Origin of the sequence: Virgibacillus siamensis (assembly GCF_039522605.1) — a bacterium.
Lineage (GTDB): Bacteria > Bacillota > Bacilli > Bacillales > Amphibacillaceae > Lentibacillus > Lentibacillus siamensis.
Map to the genome: position 1 here is coordinate 1 of NZ_BAAADS010000033.1, position 1,582 is coordinate 1,582.

The window sequence follows — 1,582 nt, forward strand, 5'->3', positions numbered from 1 at the left end:
AAAAATTATCGTATTTTACTTGCCACCAAATGAAAGGTTGTAACGATAGTAGTTATGAGAAGGAGCTTTTTATAACTTATAGAGAAGGAAGAACGCCAATGGACAATCGAATAGCCTTTGAGGAAATTTTTGAGCAGAACAAGCGACGGATCCACTATCAGATTCACAAGTTAAACATCCAAGATCCGCATGAGGAATTTTTTCAGGAAGGATTAATCGCCATGTGGAACGCCTACGAAAAATACCAGCCGGATAAAGGCCCGATGGCTACTTACTTTAACTTCACCATCCGTAACCGCCTGATTGATCGCCTGCGGAAGGAAATTTCGTATCAAAACATTAAGAAGAAGGCCATTAAAGAGGAGTTAACTCAAATTACGGACGGCAATCATTATAGCCTTCAGGAGAAGCTGAATCAGAGACTCGAACCTGAGCAATCCCTTCCACTGACCGATCCTGCACTTTGGAAAACCTTAAAATCGCAACTGACGGAAAGACAATGGAAATGGATTTATTACTATATCATCGAAGGCATGTCCTATAAAGAAATTGCCGTTACGGAGAATACGACCGTTGAGGCTGTCAAGAGTTGGGGCAAGCAGGTGCGAATGAAGCTGCGGGATCCGGAGTTCAGGGAGAAGTTGGGCTGGGATGATGGTTTGTGAGTGGGTGGGGCGGGCTTCTTGTTCGGCCAAGATTTAACCAGGATGAGGGGGGTTCCCTTATCCTGAAAATTTATGTGAAACGAGGAAAGAGAGATGAACTATATTAAAGAAATGAACGCATTTTACGATCAGATTATTTTCAATCCATTGTCGGGATCGGCCGTGGCAGTGTGGCACACATTGATGCATTTCAGCAACAAAAGCGGGTGGCGGGAGACTTTTTCTGTCCCCGCTACGTTTATCGAGACAAAATCCGGTGTAAAAAGCTCGTCCTTTAAACGGGCGCGGAATGAATTGCAGGATAAGGGCTATATCGACGTGATTCCGGGTAATGGAAATCAAGCAGCCACGTATCGTATGATTTCGCAGGTGCGGGTGGATATGTATAGCGGGCAGGGATTGTCGGCTGGTCAGGTGGCTGATGAGGCAATTGTTCGGCCTGAGCAGGGTGTGGTCGCGGTTGACGTGGAAACTGGATTGGAGCAGCCGGTATTGTCGAGTGGCAATCGGTTAGTGGGTGATTTTACAAAAGGCGGTGATGGGGAGGTTTCCGTTCAGAATGAGACGTCGGTCGGGGGCATGACCCACAATACAGGCCACAGTTTAGCCCGCAGTTCAGTCCACTCCACGGACCACAATTTGGACCACAGTACGGTCCCATTATTTAAACAATACATAAATCAAACAAAAACGAAACAAAAATCAATTGTAACTACTCCTTCAGACGCTTTTCGCTTTTACCAGGAAAACTTCGGTGTCATCAGTTCGTATGTTGCCGACGATATTGTGAACTGGATCGCTGACATGGGTGATCCGCTTGTTCACCATGCCATGAAACGCGCACTGGAGCAAAACAAAGCAACATGGGGCTATGTGAAAGGTATTCTGAAAGCATGGACAAAGAAAGGTATTCAAAC

The 1,582-nt window shown here is 45.8% G+C and carries 2 protein-coding genes; both read left to right on the forward strand.

Annotated features, from left to right (window positions below; all coding sequences use genetic code 11):
* The first annotated feature begins 98 nt into the window (after window positions 1-98).
* On the forward strand, window positions 99-665 hold the full coding sequence (locus ABD010_RS18245; RefSeq protein ID WP_343816503.1) for a sigma-70 family RNA polymerase sigma factor: 567 nt from the start codon (window positions 99-101) through the stop codon (window positions 663-665).
* Window positions 666-758: 93 nt separating this feature from the next.
* Window positions 759-1,582: DnaD domain protein (locus ABD010_RS18250; RefSeq protein ID WP_343816506.1), on the forward strand; the 824-nt coding region annotated here is incomplete at its 3' end.